Raw genomic sequence first — 20421 nt, 5'->3', positions numbered from 1 at the left:
CGCCTCAACCATTGGCCAGCAGTGGCATCTGCTCGCCGAGCACGGCGTAGTAGTGCCCCAGCAAGCTGTTGACCACGGTATCCCAGGCGTAATGACGCTCCACGTGCCGGCGTGCCAATACCCCCCGGCGCTGACAGCCTTCGGAAAACAGTTGGCGCACGGCGTTGGCCATGGCCTGTGGGTTGTTGGGCATGCACAGCAGGCCGCAGTCTTCGTCGACGATTTCGGTGAAGGCCCCGGCCGCCACCGCCACCACGGGAATGCCACTGGCCATGGCTTCGAGGATCACCAGGCCGAAGGTTTCCTGGTCACCGGCGTGCAGCAGGGCATCGGCGCTGGCCATGAGCCGGGCGACTTGCGGCGCCGGGCAGAATTCATCGATCACCGTGACGTTGTCCGGCACCAAGGCGGGCATCGACGAGCCCACCAACAGCAGGTGGTAGCGCTCGCCCAGGCGTTTCATGCACTTGAGCAGCACCGGCAGGTTTTTTTCCTTGGAGCCGCGACCAGCGAAAATCAGCAGGCGCGCGTCTTCGGCGATGCCCAGCTCTGCGCGCAACTCCGGGTCACGGGCGGCCGGGTTGAAGGTTTGCAGGTCGACGCCCAACGGTTGCACGTAGACGTTCTTGACCCCCAACCCGGTCAGTTTGTCGGCCATGACCTGGCTCGGCGCCAGGACCCGGTCGAAATTGCCGTACAACTTGCTGACATAAGCTTCGATGTTGGGGGTGAACCAGTTGCCCATGCGGTTGCTGACCAGCAGTGGCAGGTCGGAGTGATAGAAACCGATGACGGGCACGTCGAGCTGGCGACGGGCATCCAGCGCGGCCCAGGCCGTGAGGTAGGGATCGCCGACTTCAATCAGATCGGGCTGTAGATCGCGCAGGACATTGCGCCAGGGGGCCAGGCGAAGGGGGAAGCGATAGCCCTTGCCGAACGGCAGTGCAGGGGCCGGAACCTTGTAGATCCCATCGTGCTCGCTCAAATGCGCGCCGGGGATCAACAGACTGTGGCGAATACCGGGCCGATCGCCCAGGCGCCGATGCTTGGCATCCAGATAAGTGCGCACGCCTCCGCTGGCGGGGGCGTAGAACATGGTTATGTCCGCTATATGCACGATGAACGTCCCTCCGGTCAGTGTTCTCCTGTGTTGACCTTTAGTAAGAATAGATGTTCGGTTGGGGTTGTGGGGTTGTGGGGTTGTGGGGTTTGACAGGGCCTCATCGCGAGCAAGCTCGCTCCCACAGGAGAGGCACAGATCCCATGTGGGAGCGAGCTTGCTCGCGATAGGGCCAGTCCGGGTTCGCAGGCTATTATTCCTGACGCCAGGAGCTTAATGCGCCAGGCATGCTTTTATATAAGCGTGCAAAATGGCGTCACATCGCAAACACCACGGGTGACCACATGCCTGACTCATCGCAACTCGTTATCGGGGCCGACCTTAGCGGCCAGCCCATCGCCCAGGCCATGCGCCTGGCGAACCGTCATGGTCTGGTGGCGGGCGCCACCGGTACCGGCAAGACCGTCACCTTGCAGCGCCTGGCCGAAATGTTCAGCGACGCCGGCGTGGCGGTGTTCGCGGCGGACATCAAGGGTGACCTGTGCGGCCTCGGCGCGGCGGGCAACCCCCAGGGCAAGATCGCCGAGCGCATCGCCGGCATGCCTTGGCTCAATCACAAGCCCCAGGCTTATCCGGTGACCTTGTGGGATATCCACGGCCAGTCCGGTCATCCGCTGCGCACCACCTTGAGTGAAATGGGCCCGTTGTTGATCGGCAGTCTGCTGGAACTGACGGACAGCCAGCAGTCGGCGCTCTACGCCGCGTTCAAGGTGGCCGACCGCGAAGGGCTGTTGCTGCTGGACCTCAAGGACCTGAAGGCGCTGCTCAACCATCTCAAGGACAACCCCGAGTTGCTGGGGGACGACGCGGCCCTGATGACCACCGGCTCCAGCCAGGCGTTGTTGCGACGTTTGTCCACCCTGGAACAGCAGGGCGCGGACGCGTTGTTCGGCGAGCCGGCGTTGCAGCTCGAAGACATCCTGCAACCGGCCAGTGATGGCCGTGGTCGCATTCACTTGCTCGACGCCAGCCGTCTGGTCCATGAGGCGCCGAAGGTCTACGCGACGTTCCTGTTGTGGCTGCTGGCCGAGCTGTTCGAGCAGTTGCCCGAGCGCGGCGATGCGGACAAACCGCTGTTGGCGCTGTTCTTCGACGAGGCGCATTTGCTTTTTGCCGGCACTCCCAAGGCCTTGCAGGAACGCCTGGAGCAAGTGGTGCGGCTGATCCGTTCCAAGGGTGTGGGGGTGTATTTCGTGACCCAGTCGCCGGGCGACTTGCCGGACGACGTGCTGGCGCAGTTGGGCTTGCGCATCCAGCACGGGTTGCGGGCCTTCACTGCCAAGGAGCAGAAATCCCTGCGGGCGGTGGCCGACGGCTTCCGGCCCAACCCGCAGTTCGATGCCCTGGCGGTGCTGACCGAACTGGGCATCGGTGAAGCCCTGGTGGGCACCTTGCAGGAAAAAGGTACGCCGGAAGTGGTCCAGCGGGTGTTGGTGGCGCCACCGCAATCTCGCATCGGGCCGCTGAGCGAAGCCGAGCGCGCCGGGTTGATCGCCAGTTCGCCGTTGCAAGGGCGCTATGACAAACCCATAGATCGCGAATCGGCCTATGAAGTGCTGATGGGCCGCAAAGGGCTGGAACCGCAGGCCGAAGAGGCGCCGGGCAAGCCGACGGCGGAAGAACCGAGCTTCACCGAAAAGGCCGGCGAGTTTCTCGGCACCGCGGCCGGCCAGGCATTGAAATCGGCCATGCGCCAGGCGGCCAATCAGTTGGGCCGGCAATTGGTGCGTGGGTTGATGGGGTCGTTGCTCGGTGGCAGCAAGCGCCGGTAGTCAGGGCCGAGTCGCCGCCTTCGCGAGCAGGCTCGCTCCCACAAGGATTGGCGTCGTACACGAAATAGGTGTCCGCCGCAGATCCCCTGTGGGAGCGAGCTTGCTCGCGATAGCTATCCAACCGGCGCCGAAAGTCTCAATCCTTTGGCCGCGCATGCGCCGCCAACCGCTCCAGCGCCGCCCGCAGGTTGGGGTCGGTGATGCCATCCGCCGTGGCCTGAATGGTCGCGGCGGCGTCGGTGGACAAATCCAGCGTGTGCCCCTTGGCGCCGACCTGGACGGTGGGCGGTTGCACCTTGAACAGGATTCGCGTCAGGTTGGCGAATTCTTCGAACGCCTGGAGTTGGCGCAGCAGGCGTTTTTGCTGGTAGCGCAGGCGCGTGGCCCAGTGGCCGTCGGTGACGATCAGCAGCAAGCTGCCTTCGCGCCAGGAGGCCACGTGGCAATGCTCGCGCGCGGCCGGTTGCAACTGGCTGTCGAGCAGGCGTTGCAAGTGGCCCAGGCGTTTGGCGTGGCCAAAGATGGCTTTCAGCGGCTTGGCTTCGCGCAGCAGAACGGCGGGTGCCTTGGCTGGAAGAGGGCGAAAGGCCATGAATGAATACCGCAAGTGACAGAGGCACCATGGTAGCAGAAAGCGCCGGATGCGCCTCGACCCTCTCGCCCAGCGGCTTTTGGCTGCACAATCAATGATTAACTTCTGCGCTGGGTGGGTTGAAGTTCGCGCAAAAGCCCTTATTTTATGCAAGCCCCGTCACAGCGCTGTGCCAGCATCGTGGAATAACGCCACTTTCCTCTCCATCGTTTCCGGGTAGAATGCTCGTTCGCATGCGGCCATGAGGGCTGCACGGGCGACTCACGGGGCCGCCCTCCATCCCTTTAGTGTGGAAGATCCTGCCGATATGTTTGCGCCTTTGTTAAAGAAACTTTTTGGAAGCAAGAACGAGCGTGAAGTCAAGCGCATGCTCAAGACGGTACAGACTGTCAATGCCTTCGAAGAGCAAATGGTGGCCCTTTCGGACGATCAGTTACGCGCCAAGACTGCCGAATTCAAGGACCGCATCGCCAAGGGGGAAACCCTTGACCAGCTCCTGCCTGAAGCCTTTGCGGTCGCCCGTGAAGCCGGCAAGCGGATCATGGGCATGCGCCACTTCGACGTTCAGTTGATCGGCGGCATGACCTTGCACGAAGGCAAGATCGCCGAAATGCGTACCGGTGAGGGCAAGACCCTCGTGGCGACCTTGGGTGTGTACCTCAACGCGCTGTCCGGCAAGGGCGTGCACGTAGTGACGGTCAACGACTACCTGGCCCGCCGCGACGCCAACTGGATGCGCCCGCTCTACGAGTTCCTCGGCCTGACTGTCGGCGTCGTCACGCCGTTCCAGCCGCCGGAAGAGAAGCGCGCCGCCTACGCCGCCGACATCACCTACGGCACCAACAACGAATTCGGGTTCGACTACCTGCGCGACAACATGGCGTTCAGCATGGAAGAAAAATTCCAGCGTGAACTCAATTTTGCCGTGATCGACGAAGTCGACTCCATCCTCATCGACGAAGCCCGTACCCCGCTGATCATTTCCGGTCAGGCCGAGGACAGCTCCAAGCTGTACATCGAGATCAACAAGCTGATCCCGCAGCTCAAGTTGCACGTCGAGGAAGTCGAAGGCGAAGTGACCCAGGCCGGGCACTACACCGTTGACGAGAAGACCCGTCAGGTCGAGCTCAACGAAGCGGGTCACCAGTTCGTCGAGGAAATGCTCACCCGTGTTGGTTTGCTGGCCGAAGGCGAGAGCCTGTACTCGGCCCACAACCTGGGCCTGCTGACCCACGTTTATGCTGGCCTGCGTGCGCACAAGCTGTTCCATCGCAACGTCGAATACATCGTGCAGGACGGCCAGGTCGTACTGGTGGACGAACACACCGGCCGTACCATGCCGGGTCGTCGCCTGTCCGAAGGCCTGCACCAGGCCATCGAAGCGAAGGAAGGCCTGAATATCCAGGCCGAGAGCCAGACCCTGGCCTCGACCACCTTCCAGAACTACTTCCGCCTGTACAACAAGCTGTCCGGCATGACCGGTACCGCTGATACCGAAGCGTTCGAGTTCCACCAGATCTACGGCCTGCAAGTGGTGGTGATTCCGCCGAACAAGCCGCTGGCCCGTAAAGACTACAACGACCTGGTGTTCCTGACCGCCGAAGAGAAGTACGCGGCGATCATCAACGACATCAAGGACGGCATGGCCCAGGGCCGTCCGATCCTGGTGGGTACCGCCACCATCGAGACTTCCGAGCACATGTCCGCCCTGCTCAACAAGGAAGGCATCGAGCACAAGGTCCTCAACGCCAAGTTCCACGAGAAGGAAGCCGAGATCATCGCCCAGGCCGGTCGCCCGGGTGCGCTGACCATCGCCACCAACATGGCTGGCCGTGGTACCGACATTCTCTTGGGCGGCAACTGGGAAGTGGAAGTCGCCAGCCTGGAAAGCCCGACCCCAGAGCAGATCGCGCAGATCAAGGCCGACTGGCAGAAACGTCACCAGCAGGTGCTGGAGTCCGGCGGTTTGCAGGTGATCGCTTCCGAGCGTCACGAGTCGCGTCGTATCGACAACCAGCTGCGTGGCCGTGCCGGTCGCCAGGGTGACGCCGGTTCCAGCCGTTTCTACCTGTCCCTGGAAGACAGCCTGATGCGCATCTTCGCCTCTGACCGGGTGAAGAACTTCATGAAGGCCCTGGGCATGCAACCGGGCGAGGCGATCGAGCACCGCATGGTGACCAACGCCATCGAGAAGGCCCAGCGCAAGGTCGAAGGTCGCAACTTCGATATCCGCAAGCAATTGCTCGAGTTCGATGACGTCAACAACGAACAGCGTAAAGTGATCTATCACATGCGTAACAGTTTGTTGGCCGCCGACAACATTGGCGAAACCATCGCCGATTTCCGCCAGGACGTGCTCAACGCAACCGTCAGCGCCCACATCCCGCCGCAGTCGCTGCCGGAGCAGTGGGACGTCGCCGGCCTGGAAGCCGCCCTGCAGAGCGACTTCGGCGTGGCATTGCCGATCCAGCAATGGCTCGACGAAGACGATCACCTGTATGAAGAAACCCTGCGCGAGAAACTGCTGGCCGAACTGATCGCCGCCTACAACGAGAAGGAAGACCAGGCGGGCGCCGAGGCGCTGCGTTCCTTCGAGAAGCAGATTGTGCTGCGGGTACTGGACGACTTGTGGAAAGACCACCTGTCGACCATGGACCACCTGCGTCACGGTATCCATTTGCGTGGTTACGCCCAGAAGAACCCGAAGCAGGAGTACAAGCGCGAGTCCTACACGCTGTTCTCCGAGTTGCTCGACTCGATCAAGCGCGACTCGATCCGTGTGCTGTCCCACGTTCAGGTTCGCCGCGAAGACCCGGCCGAAGAAGAAGCCCGCTTGCGCCAGGAAGCCGAAGCCCTGGCTGCGCGCATGCAGTTCGAACACGCCGAAGCCCCGGGCCTGGAAGTGGTCGCCGAAGAGGGCGTCGATGTGGATGTCGCCTTGGCGACCGCACCGGTGCGCAACGAGCAGAAGCTGGGCCGTAACGAACTGTGCTATTGCGGTTCGGGCAAGAAATACAAGCATTGCCACGGGCAGATCCAATAATCCCGTTTCAACGCTGAACGACCCGCGCCGCGACCGGCTTCCAGCCGTCGCGGCGTTTTGCCATTTGATCTACCGTCCCGATGGAGACGGTGTCGATATACATCTCATTTAAGGAGCGCATTCATGGCTGTTGGTCTTGGTCCGTTGCCAACGTTGCACCCGGTTGCCGGTTTTGAACTCGGTATTGCCTCGGCGGGCATCAAGCGCCCCGGGCGCAAGGACGTCGTGGTCATGCGTTGCGCCGAAGGCTCGACGGTCGCTGGCGTGTTCACCCTCAATGCCTTTTGCGCCGCGCCGGTCATCCTGGCCAAGCAGCGCGTGCAGGGGCCGGTGCGTTACCTGCTGACCAACACCGGTAACGCCAACGCCGGCACCGGCGCGCCAGGCCTGGCCGCTGCCGAGCGCACCTGCGCCAAGTTGGCGCAACTGACCGGTGTCGATGCCAGCCAGGTGCTGCCGTATTCCACCGGCGTGATCGGCGAGCCGTTGCCGGTCGAGAAGATCGAAGGCGCGTTGCAAGCCGCTCTCGATGATCTGTCGGAAAACAACTGGGCAGCAGCAGCCACCGGCATCATGACCACCGACACCTTGCCCAAGGGCGCGAGCCGCCAGTTCGAGCATGATGGCGTGATCATCACCGTCACCGGTATCAGCAAAGGCGCCGGTATGATCCGCCCGAACATGGCGACCATGCTCGGCTACATCGCCACCGACGCCAAAGTCTCGCGCCAGGTGCTGCAAGACCTGATGCTTGACGGTGCCAACAAATCGTTCAACCGCATCACCATCGACGGTGATACCTCCACCAACGACTGCTGCATGCTGATCGCCACCGGCAAGGCCAGCCTGCCGGAAATCACCGAAGCCAGCGGCCCGCTGTTCGCGGCCCTGAAGCAGGCGGTGTTCGAAGTGTGCATGGAAGTGGCCCAGGCCATCGTCCGTGACGGCGAAGGTGCGACCAAGTTCGTGACCGTGCAGGTCAATGGCGGTGGCAATCATCAGGAATGCCTGGATGTCGGCTACACCGTGGCCCACTCGCCGCTGATCAAGACCGCGCTGTTCGCCTCCGACCCGAACTGGGGCCGGATCCTCGCTGCCGTTGGCCGTGCCGGCGTGCCTGAGCTGGACGTGAGCAAGATCGACGTGTTCCTCGGTGAAGTCTGCATCGCCAGCCAAGGCGCTCGCGCTGCGACCTACACCGAAGCCCAGGGCGCGGCTGTGATGCAGCAGGAAGAAATCACCATCCGTATCGAGCTGGGACGTGGGGATTGCAGCGAAACGATCTGGACCACCGACCTGTCCCACGAGTACGTCAAGATCAACGCTGAGTACCGGACTTAACAGGCCCGGGACCGAGCTGCTCCAATCGCGAGCAAGCTCGCTCCCACAGGGATTTGTTGAGTGGCATCGATAGTGGTCTCAACACAAATCCACTGTGGGAGCGAGCTTGCTCGCGATGGCGTCAGAACAGACACCCTCAGAACCACAAGAAAGGAATCCAGACATGAGCCTGCACCTGATCATCGGCGACAAAGATCTATCTTCCTGGTCCCTGCGCGGCGCGTTGGCCCTGGCGCTGACCGGCGCAAAGTACACCGAAGAGCTGGTCAGGCTCGACCAACCCGACACCCGCGAGAAGCTGCTCAAGTATTCGGCCACGGCCAAGGTCCCGTTGCTCAAGACCGAGTTCGGCGTGATCGCCGATTCCCTGGCGATTGCCGAATACCTGGCTGAACAGTTCCCGGATGCCGGCCTCTGGCCAAAGGATGTGGCCGCCCGGGCCCAGGCGCGGTCGGCCTGTGCACAAATGCACAGCGGTTTCTTCGCCGTCCGCAGCAACATGCCCTTTGACCTGCTGCACGATGCACCGCTGTCGCCCATGCCGGCTGACGTCCAGGCGGAAATCGAGCGGATGCTGGCGCTGTGGGCCGAATGCCGTGCCGCGGCGACCGAAACCGGTCCCTACCTGTTTGGCCGCGTGAGCCTGGTCGATGCGTTTTTTGCCCCTGTTGCCGTGCGCTTGCGCACTTATCAGGTGAAACTGTCGGAGGTCGATGAGGCCTACGTCGAAACCCTTTATCAATGGCCGGCGTTCAAGGCGTGGCAACAAGCTGGCCTGGAGGACACTGCGCGGTGAAACGAGTCCATGTGGCGGCAGCGGTCATTCGCGATGCCGCCGGTAAAATCCTGATCGCCCGACGGGCCGACACCCAGCACCAGGGTGGCCTGTGGGAGTTCCCCGGTGGCAAGGTCGAGGCCGATGAATCCGTCGAAACCGCCCTGGCCCGCGAACTTCATGAAGAGCTGGGTATTGTCGTCGATGCCGCCCGGCCGTTGATCAAGGTGCGTCACGACTACCCGGACAAACAGGTGTTGCTGGATGTCTGGGAAGTCTCGGCGTTCACCGGCGAGCCCCACGGCGCCGAAGGGCAGCCGTTGGCCTGGGTGACGGCCCGCGACCTGACGAACTATGAGTTCCCGGCGGCCAATCAGCCGATCGTCGCGGCGGCCCGTTTGCCGGGTCAGTACCTGATCACGCCTGACGGCCTTGAGACGCCGGCCTTGCTGCGCGGCATGCAGAAGGCGATTGCCGGCGGGATCAAGTTGGTCCAGCTACGTGCCCCCGGTGGTTACGACCCGAAATACCGCGATCTGGCGGTGGATGCGGCGGGGCTGTGTGCCGGCAAGGCCCAGCTGATGCTCAAGGGGCCGTTCGAATGGCTGGGAGATTTTCCTTCCGCCGGCTGGCACATTACCGCCGCGCAGTTGCGCAAGCATGCAGCGGCCGGTCGACCGTTTGGCAAGGACCGCTGGCTGGCGGCCTCCTGCCATAGCGCCGAGGAACTGTCCCTGGCGCAGCAGATGGACGTGGACTTCGTGACGCTCTCGCCGGTGCAGCCGACCCAGACCCACCCTGACGCACAGCCGTTGGGGTGGGCCGAGGCCGCACGCTTGATCGAGGGCTTCAACAGGCCGGTTTATCTGTTGGGTGGGGTCGGGCCTGGCGAGCGGCAAAAAGCCTGGGAGGCCGGGGCGCAGGGTGTGGCGGGGATTCGGGCGTTTTGGCCAGAGGCTTGAAGCTGCAGTGAACTGATCGTTCCCACACTCCGCGTGGGAATGCCTCAACGGACGCTCCGCGTTCGGCTCTGGAGGGACGCGGAGCGTCCCGGGCTGCGTTCCCACGCAGAGCGTGGGGAACGATCATGCAGGTGATCAGCCCTCAGGCTTGGCCGCCGCCACCCAAAGCACCTCCGCTACCCCTTGCCGCCGGGCAATGACCCGAGCGGCCACGAACAGCAGATCCGATAACCGATTGATATAGGCCAGCCCCGGCCCGGCCAGCGGTTCCACCGCGTTCAATTGCTGGCAACGCCGTTCGGCGCTGCGGGCCAGGCTGCGGCAGACGTGGGCCTGAGCCACCAGCGCCGAGCCACCGGGCAGGATGAAGTTTTCCAGGGGGCCCAACTCCTCGTTCCACCCATCGATCGCCGCTTCCAGTCGCTCGATTTCCGCCACGTTCAAGGCCTGATAAGCCGGCATCGCCAGTTCCCCGCCGAGGTCGAACAGACGGTGCTGACAAGTCGCCAGCACGTCACTGACCTCCTTCAGCCCCGGATGTCGGGTCGTTTCAGTGGCGAGCCCGGCCAGCAACAACCCCAGCTGGCTATTCAGTGTATCCACTTCGCCGATGGCCTCGACCCGTGGGTGGTCCTTTGCCACGCGGCGACCATCGCCCAACCCGGTTTCACCTTTGTCGCCGGTGCGGGTGTAAATCTTCGACAGGCGAAAACCCATGCTCAGCGCTCCAGTTGTCTGTTTTCCTGCGGCACCATCGAAGTGCCCGCCAGGGGCAGGCGCAAGGTGAAGCAGGTGCCTTGACCCGGCGCCGACTGCACTTCCATCTGGCCCTTGTGGTTGTTGGTGATGATGAAATACGAGACCGACAGCCCGAGGCCCGTGCCCTGGCCGATCTCCTTGGTGGTGAAGAAAGGTTCGAAGGTACGTTTGCGCACGTTCTCGCTCATGCCGATGCCATTGTCCTCGACCTGGATTTCCGCCCACGGTGGATTCAACCGCGTGCGCAGGATGATGCGCCCCGGTTCGCTGTCGTCCTGGCGTTGATGGATCGCCTGGGCGGCGTTTTTCAGCAGGTTGAGCAGCACCTGTTCCAGCTCGTTGGCCGTGCCGGGCACTGGGCCCAGGTTCGGATCGAACTGACGGGTGATCGCCTGGCCCTTGAAGTCGAAACCGATTGCCAGGTCGAAGTCGTTGCCGGCGATTTCCACTGCCTGGTCGATCAGCGCGGGCAGGTCGCAAGGCGCCATTTGCCGGGTACTGCGACGACTGAAACTGAGCATGTGGGTGACGATTTTTGCCGCCCGGGCGCCGGCTTGCTGGATACCGTCGAGCAACTGCGGGATCTCCCGACCCTGGAGATAACGATTGACCTCCTCTAACGGGATACCCAGCAGCTGGGCCTGTTCGAGGTTCTTGGGCAGCTCCGGCGACAGGCGGCGGCGGATGTTCTGCACGTTGTGCAGGATCGCCCCCAACGGGTTGTTGATTTCATGGGCCATGCCCGCCGCGAGGCCGCCGACCGAGAGCATTTTCTCCGATTGCACCATCATTTCTTCCAGCGACAGGCGCTGGGTGATGTCATCGATCCGGATGACCACGCCACGCCCGGCTCCACCCATCAGTGGGTAGAAGGTGAGGGCGTAGTGCCGGGCTTCGTCGTCCTTGGTCCAGGTGACGCGTTCGATCTTGGCCACCGTGTGTTGCTCGACGGTCTGCTTGAGCTGCGGCAGGTAGGGTTTGAGCGGTTCGAAGGCGAGGAAAATCGGCTGGTTCAGCGCCTCGTCCAGCCGTGTGCCGGAGAGGGCGCTGGCTTCCTGGTTCCATTGGGTGACGTAGAGTTGCTCGTCGAGGGCGATCAGCGCCGACGGCATCGAGTCGATGATGCTGTTGAGGTAATTCTGGAAACCGGTGAGCTTTTTCTCGATCTTGCTGCGCACCTGGACTTCCAGCTCCAGCTTGCGATTGGTATGACGGGTTTCTTCCGCCAAACCCTGGGCCTGGTCGTAGGCGGCCTGGGAGTCGTCCCGCGCGCGCTTGAGTTGCTGCTCCCGGGCTTCGATCCGCGACAACATGGTGTTGAACGCCTCGGCCAGGCTGCCGATCTCATCGTGGTTGCCGCGTGCGGCACGCAGGGCGTAGTTCTCTTCGCGGGTGACCTGGCGTGACAGTTCTTCGAGTTGATGAATCGGCTGGGTGATCAGGCGCTTGATCTGCTGGGCAATGATCAGCCACAGCAACACGCTGAAAATCAGGATGCCGAGGCTGGCGGTCAGGGTGCCGGTGTAGAACGCGGTCGGCAATTCGCTGCTGGCTACCAGCAACAGATGACCGGGCAGCGTGCCGGGACGGGGCAGGGTAATGACCTGGTTGCTGCGGAATTCACCGGCCTGCCAAGCCTGCATATTGCGGTAATGGTCCGGCAGCTTGAGTTTTTCGGCATGTTGCAGCTGCGCCAGGCGTTCGCCCTGGCCGTCGTACAGTGCCGCCGCCCTCAGCGGTGCGTAGCTGTTGAGCTCGTCGAGCAAGCGTTGGGCGCTTTGTGGCGACTGCAGGGCGTCGGAGATCAGGCTTGGATTGGCCACCAGCCGGCCAATGGTCTGCAGGGCCTGGGGTGCCATGCTTTCCTGGGAAATGTAGTAGGCGGCGCTGATAAAGGTCAGGTTGGCCACCAGCAGGACAGTGGTCAACAACACCAACAGGGCGGCCAGCAGTTTCTGGCCGACCGGGAGGTTTTCAAGGCGCTGGCGCAATGGCATCAGACTCGTCGCTAAAAGGGAATACGAGGGCCAGCGTAGCCGCTGCTCAGTCGCTGGGCAATCCGAGGTTGTGCAAGTGGGCAATCAGTCGCTGCCGCAGTTGTTCCAGGTGCGGCACGGTCAGTTCATGGCGTTGGGCGACCTTGCAGGCGTAACCGAGCAAGTAGCTGATTTCGGTGCGGCGCCGATTGGCGACATCCTGGTACATCGAGGAGTAATTGGCGGCCGTGGCCTGGATCACTCGTTCGACTTCCGGTTGCAAATCTTCGGCCGCCGCGGGCTGGCCACAACGTTCGAGCAGGTCGGTGAGCTCTGCGCACAGGGTCGCCACTTCGCAGCGGTGTTCCTGCAAGCCGCCGTTCTTGCAGTGGTGCAGCACGGTCAGCGGGTTGATTGCGCAGTTGAGCGCCAGCTTGCGCCAGAGCCGGGTGAGGATGTCGGCGCTCCATTCGTGGGGAATGCCGGCGGCGGCCAGGTCGTCGAGCCAGAACGGCGCCACTGGGTGAGCAGGATCGCCCAGCCAGGTGTAGCCGTGGCCGGCGAACACCACGCGCCAGTCACCGTCGCGGAACGCGCCTTCGGTGCTGGAGGCGCTGATGCAACGGGCTTGGGGTACGCAATTGGCCACCGCGTCCTGGCTGCCGAGGCCGTTCTGCAACAGGATCAGTTCTGATTCGGCGTCCAGGCGATGGGCCACCGAGGCCACGGCCGCTTCCGCGTCGTAGGCTTTGCAGGCCAATAGCAGGCGCCTGATCGGTTCCGGGCTGTCCGCCGTTTCGCCAGGTATCGGGTAGCTCTGCGCCTGTCCCTGTTCCACCAACGTCAGGCCGCCGACGCTTCGGTAGGCCTGCAGGCGGGCTTCGTTGCGCAGCACCAGCCGCACCGGCAACCCGGCCCGGGCCAGGCGCGTGGCCCACAATGTGCCGAGACTGCCGGCCCCCAGGACATGCCAGGTGGTAGACATCAGTTTTTTACTCGGATTGGCGCAGGCATCTGAGGGCTCGCCGTGTCGGCAGGAAAAGAGCCGTTATAATGAGCCCGATTTTAACCATAAGCCAAGCGCGCGCCGTTGATACTGGCGCGCCTTTTTATTTGGAGAACACTACATGCCGTCATTCGACGTGGTATCCGAACTGGACAAACACGAAGTCACCAACGCGGTTGAAAACGCCGTCAAGGAACTCGACCGTCGTTATGACCTCAAGGGCAAGGGCAGTTTCGAGTTCAAGGAAAAAGACCTGACCGTGAACCTGACCGCCGAGGCCGATTTCCAGCTCGAGGCGATGATCGAGATCCTCAAGCTGGCGCTGGTCAAGCGCAAGATCGACGTGCAGTGCCTTGAGGTCAAGGACGCCTATGCCTCGGGCAAGCTGATGAAACAGGAAGCCGTGCTCAAGGAAGGCATCGACAAGGAGCTGGCGAAGAAGATCGTCGCTCATATCAAGGACGCCAAGCTCAAGGTGCAAGCCGCCATCCAGGGCGAGCAGGTGCGGGTCACCGGCAAAAAACGTGACGACTTGCAGGAAGCCATTGCGGCACTGCGCGGCAAGGAATTCGGCATGCCGCTGCAATTCAACAACTTCCGCGACTGATACTGGGTTGTATTAAACATTGTGGCGAGGGGATTTATCCCCTCGCCACAAAATGCTGCGTGCAACAGGAATAGGAGAGAAAGATGGATTTGAATGCTGAAGTGGACAACCTGGTCAAGGCTTCCCAGACCTGGATCCCCATGATCATGGAATATGGCAGCCGCGTGTTGCTGGCCGTCATCACCCTGGCCATCGGCTGGTGGTTGATCAACAAAGTGACGCAGAAACTCGGCGCGTTGCTGGCCTTGCGTAACGCCGACCTGGCGCTGCAAGGGTTTATCAGTACCCTGGCCAACATCATCCTGAAGATATTGCTGATCGTCAGCGTCGCTTCGATGATCGGCGTGGAAACCACCTCATTCGTCGCCGCCATCGGTGCCGCCGGCCTGGCGATTGGCCTGGCCTTGCAAGGCAGCCTGGCGAACTTCGCCGGTGGCGTGCTGATCCTGCTGTTCCGCCCGTTCCGCATTGGTGACTGGATCGAAGCCCAGGGTGTGGCCGGTACGGTCGACAGCATCCAGATCTTCCACACCGTGATTCGCACCGGTGACAACAAGACTGTCATCGTGCCAAACGGCAATCTGTCGAACGGCATCATCACCAATACCAATCGCCAGCCGACCCGCAAGGTCGTGTTCGATGTAGGCGTGGATTATCAGGCTGACCTGCAAAAAGCCCGGGAAGTGTTGTTGGCGTTGGCCAAGGATGAGCGCGTGCTGGCTGATCCAGCGCCTGAAGCGGTGATTTCCACCTTGGGCGACAGTTCCATCACGGTGTCGCTGCGCATTTGGGTCAAGACGGCGGATTATTGGAACGTGATGTTCATGCTCAATGAACAGGCGCGGGATCGCTTGAAGGACGCGGGTATTGATATTCCGTTTCCACAGCGAGTGATTCGGGTCGTTCAGGAAGGGCCAGCGCAATAATGATTCGACTATAACCTGGCGCTGGGGTCAGGTTATATTTAGTTAGCTTGCTAATTAAGAAGTTGTATAAAGACTGAATGCAGTCGGAATAAAAAAACCGCTCACCTGGATCAGGTGAGCGGTTTTTTTTTGTTGCGGGTGCAGCTATCGAATTAGCACTGAATTACAAGATGCTCAGTGGGTATTCGACGATTACGCGAGTGTCATACACGTCACCCGAGTAGCCGCTGTAAGCGCCGTTCGAACGGTAGTTGGCGAAACGCACGCGGAACGACAGATCTTTGGCTGGGCCTTCTTGCAGAACGTACTTGGATTCAACGTTCCACTCGTTTTCTTTGCCTTCGCCCAGGCCGTTGGTGCTGATGTTGTCACCCATTACGTAACGGGTCATGAAGCTCAGGCCCGGTACACCATAGGTTTTCATGTTCAGGTCGTAGCGAGCCTGCCAGGAACGCTCGTCGCGGCCCACGAAGTCGGAGATCTGAATGGAGTTGGATACGAAGATGGTGCCGTTGCCGTCAACGCCATAGTAGTAAGCGTTGTCGCCACTGGAGCGCTGGTGAGCGATGGTGAACTTGTGAGCGCCGATGCTATAGGCAGCAGCCAGGGACCACAGGTTGTTATCAACGCCTCGGGTACCGTCGCCGATGGCATCAACCAGATCGCCGCGGCTCTCGCCTTTGGTTTTGTAGCCGTTGAAGTCGAAGTTCAGCGACTGTTCGTCGTTGATCGGCAGGGTGTAGTTCAGGTTGACGTAGTACTTCTTGAAGTAGTCGTCAGCATCGGATGCAGCCAAAGCACCGGTAAAGTTATCGGTGAAGGCGTAGCTGGCGCCGAAGATGTTGATGTTGGTCAGGCCTTTACCGCCGTTACCATTTTCATCAGGCAGACCGCCGATGCTGTCACGGCCCATCCCGGTTTGTTTGCTCAGGGACGTGAAGCGACCTGCGCTCAGCTCCAGGCCTTTGATCTCTTTGGAAGTGACCAGGGTACCGGTAGCCACTTCAGGGATCAGACGGCTGTCATCGGTTGCAAAGACAGGGCTGGCAACGAATTGCTGGCCGTATTTCAGAGTGGTGTCGGAGAGACGGAACTTGATAGCTGCGCCTGCCTTGGACTGGGTTTTTTCCGGATTGCCGTCGCTGTCGTTGGCAAACAGACCGTTGCCACGACGACCCGAACCGCCGTCCAGCTTGGCCGAACCCATGACCATTGCATCGAGGCCGACGCCTACGGTGCCTTGGGTAAAGCCGGATTCATAGGTAATCAGCTCGCTGATACCGGTGTCCTGACGATAACCGCTAGTGCCAGAAGATGGGTTGCTGTCCCCATTCTTGTAGTCACGGTTCATGTATTCCATACGGGTCTTGGCTTTCAGACTCTGGTCTTCAAGGAAACCTTTGGATTCATCCTGGGAGGACGCCATTGCGAACTGCGAGGTACCGGCCGATACAGCCAGTGCGATCATGCTCCACTTCATCACGCGCATCGTGATTTGCTCCTTTGGTTTTTAGAAGAGTACTGCCGTCCCACCTGTTTTTTTATCTGGGCGGCTCTTTCTTTTTGTGTCGGCGCAAACTTATATCACGACGACATTATTGGCGATACTTGCCCATTCAACCTTTCAGCTTCTTTACGACCATGTCGCCAATGGCTCGATCCATGTCGTATTTCAGCTATCCCGACGCAACCGTATTCACAACTTTAATGTCGTTTTCTTTTTCCGGCATCGGTGTAAAGAGTCCGTCATTACTGCGCTTGAAGCTCCTGAGGGCAGCCTTGCCACTTTAATTTTGTATGTCGGCAGGTTCCCGCGTCCGGCGGGACCTTTGGACAGTGCGGGGATGAATGCAACAAGCATGCTCAAACCCGATTTTCGTTTACATTTTTTTCACATTTTATCGATTGACGCGGTGAAACCTCATGAAACCGGGCTCCAAAGGCCTTGTTTTAAATAGGGTTGACTCGTGTGCGGCTCTCGTGTTTGACGCCAGCAAACGTGGCAAGACAATCAAAAACGTTACCGGTTCACCCTACCCAGTGAGTAAATCACGGATACTTTGTGCACTGAGCGTAGACGCACTGTGCTGTTTTGGTGCAAAAAAATTTGAGGTTGTACGAAAATCTTACAGCGTCGAGGCTTTGCCTGGGCTCTGGCATGGTCCTGTCAGGACCTTACCGTGCCGCTTGCGCTGTGTTGGTGCGTCAGGTTGCACAGGTTGATGCCGTATGTTGAAAAAAATCATTCGAAGGCCGGGCATCAGCACGGTACGCAGTGATCGATCCGGCGTTCGCGGGTATGCTGCGCATCTGAGTCCTATGCAGGCCTGCGGGCCGCCAAACCGGGCAGAACCAATAACGAGCGAGGAGTACACGCGGTGTTCGCTTTAGATCCACGACTGCAACAAGACACATTGCCCATCGGTGATTTCCCGTTGTGCCGGTTGCTCTTGTCCAACGATTCGAACTACCCGTGGTTCATCCTCGTACCGCGGCGGGAAGATATCAGCGAATTGTTTCAATTGGATGACGCTGATCAACAACAGCTGTGGAAAGAAACCACGGCGCTGGCCGAAACCCTCAAGGATTCGTTCGATGCCGACAAGATGAACGTTGCAACCCTGGGTAACGTCGTCAGTCAATTGCACATGCACGTCATCGTGCGCAAGCGTGATGATGCCGCCTGGCCTGCGCCGGTCTGGGGCAAACACCCAGCCCAGCCTTATAATGCAGGGCAGGTCGCGGCCATTCGTGAACGGTTGCGAGTGGCCTTGACCGATGATTTCAAGTTTCTGGAGGGCTGAACCATGAACCTTGAAGACCGCGTAACCGATCTGGAAAGCCGTCTGGCGTTTCAGGATGACACCATCCAGGCATTGAACGACGTGCTTGTGGAGCAGCAGCGGATCGTCGAGCGTCTGCAGCTGCAGATGGCGGCGTTGCTCAAGCGCCAGGAAGAAATGGCCGGGCAGTTCGAGTCGTTCGAAGAAGAGGCACCGCCTCCTCACTACTGACCAGGCCCGACTCTCGTTTGACGGGCAATAAAAAAACCGCGAGCAGCCAGGCTGCATCGCGGTTTTTTTATGCTGGGATCAGCGGCGCGGCAGCGCGGCGATCACATCTTCGGCCTGCAGGCCCTTGTCGCGGTTCATCACGGAAAACTCCACGCGCTGGCCTTCCACCAGGACGCGATGGCCTTCGCCACGAATGGCCCGGAAATGCACGAAAATGTCATCGCCGGAGTCGCGGGAGATGAAGCCGAACCCTTTGGACGTGTTGAACCACTTCACCGTGCCGGTATCGCGGTTGGACATGTCGTAGTTCTGCGCAGCGGCGGCGGCCGGCGACGACTTCTTGTAGAAGCTGACGGCCAGGTGCAGTGCCACGGCGAGTAGTGCTGCACCCAGGCTGAACAGAATGGCCGGTTGACCGCCGATTTCCGGCATAGGCGCCAGCAGGGCCAAGGTTTGCAGGGCAACGGCCAGCACCAGCAGGGCACTGACCAGGTTTTGCAGTTGGTGACGTGGACCTTTGTTCCAGTAAGGGATAACAGGTGCGAGGGTCAGGTTGAGCAGGCCGAAAAAGGCCAGGTACAGTGCATCGGGGTGTTGCAGGTAAGGTGTGGCTTCGGAACCCAGGCTAGGGATGAAGGACAGCAGCAGGGCAGCTGCGCCCATTAGCAAGTGGACGATTTTCAACATTTTGATTGGCTCACGGTTAAGACAGATCACAAGGAAGAGCTGGTCGGGGGCGGTTCGCTTCGAAACAATGAGAGGCGTTGGACACGTACCCGAATCAGCCTATGCGCCACACCCGGGAAAATAAGCGTAGCGACACACTGTCTATTTAACAGCAAAGCCCCGGCCTTCTCAAACTCGTTACGGGCACGTACCGCGCTGTTCGTCGGCCAGAAAAGACCCGCCGGTGCTTGAAGGTGCCAGGCAAACGGCGTTGAATTCCTCGGGGGGTCGGAACCGCTCGCTGTCCCGGCTTGTCGGTTCAGGAGGGCTGGCGATCTGTCGCAGGCCATAGGCGGCCAAAACCACTAGAGTTTGGGGCGTTGTCGAATTCATCACCGTCAGGAGATCAACCAACATGGCAATTGATATCGGTATCAGTGAAGAAGACCGCAAGTCCATCGTCGACGGGCTTTCGCGCCTGCTGTCGGACACCTACGTGCTGTATCTCAAGACCCACAATTTCCACTGGAACGTCACGGGGCCGATGTTTCGGACCCTGCACCTGATGTTCGAGGAGCAATACAACGAGCTGGCCCTGGCGGTGGACCTGATTGCCGAGCGAATTCGCGCCCTGGGTTTCCCGGCCCCGGGGGCCTACTCGGTGTACGCGCGCCTGTCTTCTATTAAGGAAGAGGAAGGCGTGCCTGGCGCCGAAGACATGATCCGGCAACTGGTCGAGGGCCAGGAAGCGGTGACGCGTACGGCCCGGGGCATCTTTCCTTTATTGGACAAGGTCAGTGATGAGCCCACCGCCGACCTGCTGACCCAGCGCATGCAAGTTCACGAAAAGACCGCGTGGATGCTGCGGGCGTTGCTGGAGGGTTAGTAACCTCAGGCAGGTGATGACGTGGCGTGTAGGACGGCGTAATTCATCGCCTGCCTGCTGTTGGCTTGTCCTACGTCCATGGTCATAAAGTCGTCTGGAACTGGCGATGCCGTTGAGCTTCCATAGAGCCACAGATGGAGTGTTCCAACTGAGAGGTTCGTATGGCAAAGGAGTGTCAACGGTATGATTCAAGGAAAAGAACCGGGGGAGGGTTTGCGTGGGCGCTTTCAGTCCATCAGCGTCGATCCGTTCGTCAGGGGGTTCGATATGCAGCTGGTGCGCCCCCTGGCCCGATCCATTCGTCTGAACGGGTTCGCCACCTGTCTGCGGCTGGAACAGGTCTATTGGGATATCCTCGGTGACATGGCCCAGCTCAACAGCTGTTCCATCAGCACGTTGCTGTCCCATGTCGACAGGGAGGTGCACCTGCGCCATGGCGGGGTGCGCAATTTCAGCGCGCTGGTACGTGTGGTCTGCGTGGTGCACAGTTTGAAGGAGACCGGGATGGATCATGGTGCGGCGTAGGAGCTGCCGAAGGCTGCGATCTTTGGATCTTGATCTTGCGCTTGCGACTCAAGTGTCTGGGGCAAGATCGCAGCCTCGTTGCACTCGTCAGCTCCTACACAGCATCCGGAAATGGCCTGTGCGGTCTTACGGCTGCACAGGCCGCATTTAATGGATATAATCCCGCTCTTTGCCGCAAAGCCCAGCCTTTGCGCGAGTAACCTGATCGCCGAGACAACCCCATGCCGATGTACGACTACCAATGTGCTTCCTGTGGTCATCAGATGGAAGCCATTCAAAAGATCAGCGCGGCGCCGCTGGTCGACTGCCCTGCCTGTCAGGCGCCAGAACTGAAAAAGATGCTGTCCATGCCTGGTTTCCGCCTCGGCGGCACAGGCTGGTATGAAACCGACTTCAAGACCGGCGCCAAGAAGAATTTGGCCGGTGGCGACAAAGCTGATTGAGTTGAACA

At 60.5% G+C, this 20421-nt stretch carries 19 protein-coding genes; 12 read left to right on the top strand and 7 right to left on the bottom strand.

Annotation, left to right across the window (positions count from 1 at the left end; translation table 11 throughout):
- Positions 1–4: 4 nt before the first annotated feature.
- Positions 5–1096 (bottom strand): glycosyltransferase family 4 protein, encoded by a 1092-nt coding sequence (locus KGA89_RS24420; RefSeq protein WP_003205082.1) that lies wholly within the window; start codon positions 1094–1096, stop codon positions 5–7.
- Positions 1097–1404: 308 nt separating this feature from the next.
- On the opposite strand from KGA89_RS24420, the gene KGA89_RS24415 reads away from it, so the two are divergent.
- Positions 1405–2892, top strand: a complete 1488-nt coding sequence (locus KGA89_RS24415) for a helicase HerA-like domain-containing protein (RefSeq protein ID WP_003205079.1) — start codon at positions 1405–1407, stop codon at positions 2890–2892.
- Between the two features lie 136 nt (positions 2893–3028).
- Here KGA89_RS24415 and KGA89_RS24410 read toward each other — a convergent pair whose 3' ends face one another.
- Complete coding sequence (locus tag KGA89_RS24410; protein ID WP_003205074.1) at positions 3029–3484, bottom strand: DUF721 domain-containing protein; 456 nt, start codon at positions 3482–3484, stop codon at positions 3029–3031.
- A 307-nt stretch (positions 3485–3791) separates the two neighbouring features.
- Between KGA89_RS24410 and secA the strand changes: the two genes are divergently transcribed.
- The 4 genes from secA to KGA89_RS24390 all read left to right on the top strand — a co-directional run bounded on the left by secA (position 3792) and on the right by KGA89_RS24390 (position 9605).
- Positions 3792–6527 (top strand): preprotein translocase subunit SecA, encoded by a 2736-nt coding sequence (gene secA, locus KGA89_RS24405; protein ID WP_003205071.1) that lies wholly within the window; start codon positions 3792–3794, stop codon positions 6525–6527.
- Positions 6528–6650: 123 nt separating this feature from the next.
- Positions 6651–7868 carry a bifunctional glutamate N-acetyltransferase/amino-acid acetyltransferase ArgJ gene (argJ, locus tag KGA89_RS24400; protein ID WP_003205069.1) on the top strand — a complete coding sequence of 406 codons (1218 nt, stop codon included), beginning with the start codon at positions 6651–6653 and terminating at the stop codon, positions 7866–7868.
- A gap of 163 nt (positions 7869–8031) precedes the next feature.
- Positions 8032–8664: a glutathione S-transferase family protein gene (locus tag KGA89_RS24395; RefSeq protein WP_223472716.1), complete on the top strand. Its 633-nt coding sequence runs from the start codon at positions 8032–8034 to the stop codon at positions 8662–8664.
- A complete protein-coding gene (locus KGA89_RS24390; RefSeq protein ID WP_003205066.1) occupies positions 8661–9605 on the top strand; it encodes a Nudix family hydrolase in 945 nt (314 codons plus the stop codon). The genes KGA89_RS24395 and KGA89_RS24390 overlap by 4 nt, the downstream gene beginning before the upstream one ends.
- Positions 9606–9740: 135 nt before the next feature.
- On the opposite strand, the gene KGA89_RS24385 is transcribed toward KGA89_RS24390, so the two are convergent.
- Genes KGA89_RS24385 through KGA89_RS24375 form a run of 3 tightly spaced genes read right to left on the bottom strand, consistent with a single transcriptional unit; the run spans position 9741 to position 13325 of the window.
- A complete protein-coding gene (locus KGA89_RS24385) occupies positions 9741–10322 on the bottom strand; it encodes a cob(I)yrinic acid a,c-diamide adenosyltransferase (protein WP_223472715.1) in 582 nt (193 codons plus the stop codon).
- Between the two features lie 2 nt (positions 10323–10324).
- Positions 10325–12361, bottom strand: a complete 2037-nt coding sequence (locus tag KGA89_RS24380; RefSeq protein ID WP_223472714.1) for a HAMP domain-containing sensor histidine kinase — start codon at positions 12359–12361, stop codon at positions 10325–10327.
- A gap of 46 nt (positions 12362–12407) precedes the next feature.
- The gene (locus KGA89_RS24375) at positions 12408–13325 is read right to left on the bottom strand and encodes a putative 2-dehydropantoate 2-reductase (protein WP_223472713.1); all 918 of its coding nucleotides are present in this window, start codon (positions 13323–13325) and stop codon (positions 12408–12410) included.
- Between the two features lie 142 nt (positions 13326–13467).
- On the opposite strand from KGA89_RS24375, the gene KGA89_RS24370 reads away from it, so the two are divergent.
- Both KGA89_RS24370 and KGA89_RS24365 read left to right on the top strand, forming a co-directional pair.
- Positions 13468–13953: a YajQ family cyclic di-GMP-binding protein gene (locus KGA89_RS24370; RefSeq protein WP_003205057.1), complete on the top strand. Its 486-nt coding sequence runs from the start codon at positions 13468–13470 to the stop codon at positions 13951–13953.
- Positions 13954–14036: 83 nt separating this feature from the next.
- Positions 14037–14879, top strand: a complete 843-nt coding sequence (locus KGA89_RS24365) for a mechanosensitive ion channel family protein (RefSeq protein WP_003205055.1) — start codon at positions 14037–14039, stop codon at positions 14877–14879.
- Between the two features lie 163 nt (positions 14880–15042).
- Here the strand turns inward: KGA89_RS24365 and KGA89_RS24360 are convergent, their stop codons facing one another.
- On the bottom strand, positions 15043–16368 hold the full coding sequence (locus KGA89_RS24360; RefSeq protein ID WP_053163185.1) for an OprD family porin: 1326 nt from the start codon (positions 16366–16368) through the stop codon (positions 15043–15045).
- An 889-nt stretch (positions 16369–17257) separates the two neighbouring features.
- On the opposite strand from KGA89_RS24360, the gene KGA89_RS24355 reads away from it, so the two are divergent.
- Both KGA89_RS24355 and KGA89_RS24350 read left to right on the top strand, forming a co-directional pair.
- Complete coding sequence (locus tag KGA89_RS24355) at positions 17258–17683, top strand: HIT family protein (RefSeq protein WP_003205052.1); 426 nt, start codon at positions 17258–17260, stop codon at positions 17681–17683.
- Positions 17684–17686: 3 nt separating this feature from the next.
- The gene (locus KGA89_RS24350) at positions 17687–17893 is read left to right on the top strand and encodes a SlyX family protein (protein WP_003205050.1); all 207 of its coding nucleotides are present in this window, start codon (positions 17687–17689) and stop codon (positions 17891–17893) included.
- Between the two features lie 78 nt (positions 17894–17971).
- Here the strand turns inward: KGA89_RS24350 and KGA89_RS30585 are convergent, their stop codons facing one another.
- Positions 17972–18580, bottom strand: a complete 609-nt coding sequence (locus tag KGA89_RS30585) for a cold-shock protein (RefSeq protein ID WP_317846350.1) — start codon at positions 18578–18580, stop codon at positions 17972–17974.
- Between the two features lie 394 nt (positions 18581–18974).
- Here KGA89_RS30585 and KGA89_RS24340 point away from each other — a divergent pair, with 394 nt between their 5' ends.
- The 3 genes from KGA89_RS24340 (at position 18975) to KGA89_RS24330 (ending at position 20413) form a co-directional block, all read left to right on the top strand.
- A complete protein-coding gene (locus tag KGA89_RS24340; RefSeq protein ID WP_003205047.1) occupies positions 18975–19445 on the top strand; it encodes a Dps family protein in 471 nt (156 codons plus the stop codon).
- Positions 19446–19628: 183 nt separating this feature from the next.
- Positions 19629–19970: a ribbon-helix-helix domain-containing protein gene (locus KGA89_RS24335; protein WP_003205045.1), complete on the top strand. Its 342-nt coding sequence runs from the start codon at positions 19629–19631 to the stop codon at positions 19968–19970.
- A gap of 221 nt (positions 19971–20191) precedes the next feature.
- Positions 20192–20413 carry an FmdB family zinc ribbon protein gene (locus tag KGA89_RS24330; RefSeq protein WP_003178589.1) on the top strand — a complete coding sequence of 74 codons (222 nt, stop codon included), beginning with the start codon at positions 20192–20194 and terminating at the stop codon, positions 20411–20413.
- Positions 20414–20421 lie beyond the last annotated feature (8 nt).

This window comes from Pseudomonas sp. A-RE-22, from assembly GCF_019956035.1.
In the GTDB taxonomy this organism is placed as follows: Bacteria; Pseudomonadota; Gammaproteobacteria; order Pseudomonadales; family Pseudomonadaceae; genus Aquipseudomonas; species Aquipseudomonas brassicacearum.
This window is presented reverse-complemented; position numbering and strand designations above follow the sequence as displayed.